Source organism: Caulobacter sp. P1_B12_2, from assembly GCF_056406675.1.
The window spans coordinates 1-5,962 of sequence record NZ_JBFTZS010000288.1; the positions used below are offsets into that span (position 1 = coordinate 1).

4 protein-coding genes and 1 pseudogene are annotated in these 5,962 nt (G+C 68.1%); 2 read left to right on the top strand and 3 right to left on the bottom strand.

Features of this window, described 5'->3' with window-relative positions:
* The coding region (gene rpoH, locus AC1DZ6_RS16960) for an RNA polymerase sigma factor RpoH (protein ID WP_477098319.1) at positions 1-790 on the top strand (790 nt) is incomplete at its 5' end.
* Positions 791-848: 58 nt separating this feature from the next.
* A complete protein-coding gene (locus tag AC1DZ6_RS16965; protein WP_477098320.1) occupies positions 849-1,550 on the top strand; it encodes an alpha/beta fold hydrolase in 702 nt (233 codons plus the stop codon).
* Between the two features lie 45 nt (positions 1,551-1,595).
* On the opposite strand, the gene AC1DZ6_RS16970 is transcribed toward AC1DZ6_RS16965, so the two are convergent.
* From AC1DZ6_RS16970 to AC1DZ6_RS16980, 3 genes and pseudogenes are all read right to left on the bottom strand, one after another.
* A complete protein-coding gene (locus AC1DZ6_RS16970) occupies positions 1,596-4,349 on the bottom strand; it encodes a TonB-dependent receptor (RefSeq protein WP_477098321.1) in 2,754 nt (917 codons plus the stop codon).
* A gap of 146 nt (positions 4,350-4,495) precedes the next feature.
* The gene (locus tag AC1DZ6_RS16975) at positions 4,496-5,293 is read right to left on the bottom strand and encodes a response regulator (RefSeq protein WP_477098322.1); all 798 of its coding nucleotides are present in this window, start codon (positions 5,291-5,293) and stop codon (positions 4,496-4,498) included.
* Positions 5,294-5,389: 96 nt separating this feature from the next.
* A pseudogene (locus AC1DZ6_RS16980) lies at positions 5,390-5,962 on the bottom strand (hypothetical protein); the annotation flags it as partial.

The following is a 5,962-nucleotide window of genomic DNA, read 5'->3' on the forward strand; positions in this document are numbered from 1 at the left end:
GTTCATGCTCGCCCAGCGTTGGAAAGAGCATCAGGACAGCGAAGCCGCCCACAAGATGGTCACCAGCCACCTGCGCCTGGTGGCCAAGATCGCCATGGGCTATCGCGGCTACGGCCTGCCGATCGGCGAGGTGATCTCCGAGGGCAATGTCGGCCTGATGCAGGCCGTCAAGAAATTCGAGCCCGACAAGGGCTTCCGCCTGGCCACCTACGCCATGTGGTGGATCCGCGCCTCGATCCAGGAATACATCCTGCGCTCTTGGTCGCTGGTGAAGATGGGCACGACCGCCGCGCAGAAGAAGCTGTTCTTCAACCTGCGCAAGGCCAAGAGCCAGATCGAGGCCTTCCAGGACGGCGACCTGCGTCCCGACCAGGTCAGCGCCATCGCCACCAAGCTGGGCGTGCTGGACAGCGAGGTCATCTCGATGAACCGCCGTCTGGGTGGTCCCGACGCCTCGCTGAACGCGCCGCTGCGCGCCGACGGCGAGAGCGAGTGGCAGGACTGGCTGGCCGACGACGATCAGGTCTCGCAAGAGACGGTGGTCGCCGAGAACCAGGAAAAGTCCATGCGGATGAGCCTGCTCGAGGAGGCCATGGTCGAACTCACCGACCGTGAACGCCACATCCTCACCGAGCGGCGCCTGAAGGACGACCCGACCACCCTGGAAGACCTGGCCTCGCAATACGGCGTCAGCCGCGAGCGGGTCCGCCAGATCGAGGTCCGGGCCTTCGAGAAGCTGCAGAAGTCGATGCGCGAAGCCGCCATCGCCAAGAACATGGTCGAAGCCTAGTCCGCCGAGACCTGAACAAGTGGAGCGCCCCGGATCGCAAGGTCCGGGGCGTTTTTCGATGACCGACACCCCTCCCCAACTGATCCTCCTGCCGGGCCTGCTGAACGACGCCGAGCTTTGGCGCGACCAGGTCAGCGGCCTGGCCGACGTCGCCCGCTGCCAGGTCGCCGACCTGACGCGGGGCGAGAGCCTGCGGGAACTGGCCGAGCAAGTTCTGGCCGACGCCGAGCCGACCTTCGCCCTGGCCGGGTTCTCGATGGGCGGCTACGTGGCCCAGGAGATCGCCCGGATCGCGCCCGAGCGGATCCAGCGCCTGGCCCTGATCGACACCGCCATCCGCGCCGACACCCCCGAACGGGCCGCCCAGCGCCGCGCCGTCAACGCCGCGGCCGGCCGCGAGGGCGCCTTCCTGGGCGTCGCCGACCGGCTGATGGCCAGCTATGTCGACGCCTCGCGCCTGGGCGACAAGGACCTGACCGGCCGCATCCAGGCCATGACCCAGCGGCTGGGCCGCGAGGTCTTCCTGCGCCAGAACGGCCTGCCCCGCGAGGACGGCGCGGCCGCCCTGCGGGCCCTGCGCTGTCCGATCGTCATCGTCTGCGGCGAGCACGACGCGATCACCCCGCTGGCCGGCCAGCACGAGATGGCCCACGCCATCGGCTGCACGCACATGGTGGTGATCCCGAACGCCGGCCACATGACGCCGATGGAAGCGCCCGACGCGGTCAACGCCGCCCTGCGCCGCTGGCTGGCGCGTTAGCCGCCGTCCAACCGAAAACGCCCCGCTTTCGCGGGGCGCCTGGATCTAGAAGCTCAGCTGAACGCCCGTCCGGAAGGTCCGGCCGTAGCGTTCGTTCTCGCCCAGCCGGTGGTCGTCGCCGACGAAGGTGCGCCACGGCTTGTCGTTGAGGTTCGAGCCCTCGACGAAGATGCTGGCGGTCTTGCCGAAGGCGTAGGCGACGCGGGCGTCGACCTGGCCATGGTCGTCCCACCACACGTCCGAGGCCTGGTCGGCGCCGRTCGTGTAGAGGAACTTGGAGCGGTAGGAATAGGCCACCCGGGCCGAGAATCCGTACTTCTCGTAGAACAGCTGGGCCGTGGCGACGGTCTTGGACTGCTGGGCCAGCGGCAGGCTGTCGGTGCGGCCGGGCACGCCCCGCAGCGTCGAGTCGATCAGGGCCAGGTTCACGCCCACGCCGATGCCGTTCAGGGCGTCGGGCAGGAAGGTCAGCTGCGATTGGGCGTTGAACTCGACGCCCGTCACACTGGCCTTGCTGGCGTTCAGGGGCGTGGTCACCGCCGCGCCGGTCAGGGCCACGCCGCCGAAGGTTCCACTCTGGTTCAGCAGGGTCTGGGTGAAGATCGGGTCCTGGATGTCCTTGAAGAACACCGCGGCCGACAGCAGGCCCTGGCCCGGCAGGTAGTACTCGACGCCGGCGTCCAGATTGGCCGACAGCAGCGGCTTCAGATCGGGATTGCCCTGGGTGACCGTGTCGGCCGTGGCGTCGACGGTGATGGCCGGAGCCAGCGACACATAGTCCGGACGACCGATGGCGGTGGTCGCCGCCGCGCGCACCACGAGACGCTCGGTGACGTCCATCTTGGCGTTCAGGCTCGGGAACCAGTTGGTGTACTTGTTCGAACCGGTGGTGTCGGGACCGCGCGTCGAGGTGACGTTGTTGAAGGTCTTGGCCGTGTAGTCACCGTCGGTGGTTTCGACCCGCAGGCCGGGGACCAGGGTCACGCGTCCCATCTTCAGCGTCGCCATGGCGTAGCCGGCATAGATCTTTTCGGAGACGTCGTAGTCGCTGAGCAGGGCGGTGCTGAGCGACTTGGCGGCGTTCAGCTTCAGCGTCGTTGGGTTGGCGGTCACATAGGCCTGGGCCGCCTGGTAGTTGACGGTCGGGCCGAACGGGTAGCGGCCTTCATAGGTCGAGGCCAGGCTGGACGGGTTCAGGGCCGCCAGGGTGAAGGCCGTCGCGCCCGGATCATAGGTCGTATATTCGCGGTCGTTGGTCTTGGAGCGGTCGATCAGCTTGGCGCCGATCTTCAGCTCGCTGTCGTCGCCGATCGCCGCCAGCGGAAAGGCGTAGTCGGCGCGGGCCTGCTTCAGCTCCTCGACGGCCTCGCGACGGTCGTAGTTGGTGCTCTTGAAGATGTAGTTGGCCGGATCGTAGGCCGTGGCCGTCGGGGTCACCTGGAACAGCACCTGCGAGACGTCGTAGGTCCCGGCCATGGTCTTGCCGGTGGCGAACTGGAATTCGCTGCGCAGCGGATCGGTCTTCTCGGCGCGGCTGTAGGCGGCGTCGACGTCCAGATGGCCGACCGGCAGGTTGAAGCGGCCGCCGGCCGAGACCGTCTTGGTGTTGTCGTTCTCGTCCCGGCGACGGACATAGCGGGTGCCCGTGGCCTTGGTGAACGAGCCGGTCGTGGCCGAGGTCGAGACGATCGTGCCGGCGATCGGCAGGCGGAAGCGGTCGCGGGTCTCGTGGTCGGTGAACTTCGAGTACGAGGTCCGCAGGTAGAGCTGGACGTCGTCGCTGGGGCGCCAGTCGAAATTGCCGACGAAGCCCGTGCGCTCGCGGGTCAGGTTGTAGTCGCGGCTGTCGAAGTCGGCCGGGATCGGATTGCCGCCCACCGTGGTCCACGAGGCGCCGGCCACGTTTTGCGATTCGACCGGACGCTTGGAGTAGTTGGCCGAGACCACCGCCCCAAACTGGCCGTTCGGACCGAAGGTGCCGCCCAGCGAACCATCGACCTCGTAGGGGTTCTTGTCGTTCAGGTCGAAGCGGCCGTAGGCGGCGCGGGCGCTGCCGAAGGTCCCATGACGGTCGAAGGCGCTGAGCGTGACGATATCGACCTGGCCGGCGATGGCGCTGGCGTCGAGATCGGCGGTCAGGCTCTTGATCACCTTCACCGAGCCGATCATCGCCGAGGGGATGTCGTCCAGCTTGACCTGGCGGCTGTCGGGCTCGGGCGCGGCGGCGGTCTGGCCGTTGACGGTGACGTTGACGTAGCGGGGATCCACGCCGCGGATGATCACGTAGCGGCCTTCGCCCTGGTCATTGGCCACCGACACGCCCGGCAGGCGGCGCACGGCCTCGGCGACGTTCTGGTCGGGCAGCTTGCCCACGTCGTTGGCGTAGAGGGCCTCGACGAAGTTGTTGGCCACCTTCTTGACCTGCAGCGAGCGGCGCTCGGCGGCGCGGGCGCTGCTGACCACCACTTCGGACACTTCGTCGACGGGCTTGAGGGTCAGCACGACTTCGTTGCCGGCCTCGGCCACGGTGACCGGCAGGGTCGAGGCGCTGTAGCCGACATAGGCCACGGTCACGTCGGTCGGACCCGACGCCACGCCGGTCAGCACGAAGCGGCCGTCGGGACCGGCGGTGGTCGAGCGACCGCCCACCTCGACCCAGGCGCCCGGCAGCGGCGCGCCGGCGGCGTCCACTACCCGGCCACGCAGATCGGCGGCCAGGGCCGGCGTCGCCACGGCCAGCGAGACGAGCGCCAGCGCGCTGACGCGGCGCAGCAACGCGCCCTTGGTGGTGGTGATCATCGGATAGCCCCCGGTACCGCCGCGCAGGTTCGCGCGATCTGTTGGCCGGGGCTGTAGACGGCCCGTGTTGCCGTCCCACGACGGGGCGACGACAGGCGCGTGTAGGTTTTAAGTCACGAAAGTGACGGCGTGACGCTGGTCCGTCGTCAGGCGGCGCCGCGGCCGCCCTTGTCGTCGTCGGTCATGAAGCCCAGCAGACCATCGATGCGCTTGAGCAGCTCGGCGCGGTCCATGCCGCCGGCGGTGACGGACTCCAGGGCGGCGGCGGCCTCGACCAGACGGCTGTCCTTGACCGCTTCCCCGACTTTCCTGAGCTCGACGGCCTGGGCGGCCAGGGCGCGTCGGGCCTGGGCCGGATCGCTGTCCAGCGCCTGGGCGGCGGACTTGACGATGCGCAGGGCCTGCGACAGGCGGGCGGCGGGCGTGCCGCTGGCGTCGGCCTTGCGCTTGCGCGGACCCTTGTACTCGGCCGAATTGAAGCGTCGGCGGTCGGGACCGACATATTGCACGGCCTCGACCCAGTCGCGGGGCTTCAGCGTCACCGCTTCCAGCCGACGTTCCAGATCCTTGATCGTGAACGGCTTGCGCATGAACTCGTGGATGCCGGCGTCCCGGGCTCCGAAGATCGCCTCGGCCGTGGCTTCGGAGGTGCACATGATGATCGGGTTTTCGCGGCAGGCCAGGTCGCTGCGGCGGATCTTCTTGGCCAGAGCCTGGCCGTCGCAGCCGCTGGAGGCGTGCTCGACGAACACCAGCATCGGATCGACCGTGCGGGCCATGCCCCAGCCGGCCTCGATCGAGGTGGCGTGGAAGATCTGGACGTTCCCGACGTGGCGCAGCTGGTCGGCGAGCAGGCGTACGGCGGCCGTGTTCGGATCGACGATCAGCACGCGCTGCATCTTCGACGCGATACGCTGCAAGGTGCGGATGTTGCCGTCGAACACGGGCCTCGGAAGCTCCAAAGATATTTCGCCCGCACACTAGGCGGTCGATGGTAAAAATCCGCTTGATAACCGTTCGTTGCGACAGAACGATCCCGCTTAGGCGGCCAGGCTAGAGCTCAGGCCCGCGTCGAAGTCTTGCAGCAGATCTACCGCCTCGTCGATATCGGCGACAAGCGGCATCCCCAGCGGGAACCTGTAACGCCAGAAACTGGCGATATGGGCGATCACCCCGACCTTCTCGCCCAGCGACAGGAACATCTCCGGCGCGCGCAGCAGGAATTCGCGGAACGCCTGGGGCCGGCCGTTGTCGATCAGGTCGTCGAAGGCCCGGTCATAGACATCCAGCGCCCGCAGGATCGCCTTGCGCTCGGTGATGATGCCCTTTCGCAGGCGCTTGCGGGTGTCGTCGAGAAAGCGCTGGGTCTCGGCGTCGCGGTTGCCGCTGATGGTCAGCCGGCCGATCTCGCCGCTCACGGTCTCCAGCTCCGACCACAGCCGGGTCAGCATCCACTTGTAATAGAGGAAGCCCTTCCAGCTGAAGACGCCTTCCTTGAAGCTCTCGCCGTCCATGACCAGGGTCTCGCGCAGCGGCTCCAGCCGCTCGTCGACATGGGTCGACAGCAGGGCCTCGACCAGGCGGGCGGCATAGGCCCCGGGGGTGACCCGGCC

Bases quoted from the DNA above. Each gene is read 5' to 3' on its own strand.
- AC1DZ6_RS16965 (WP_477098320.1), top strand. From the start codon at position 849: ATGACCGACACCCCTCCCCAACTGATCCTCCTGCCGGGCCTGCTGAAC.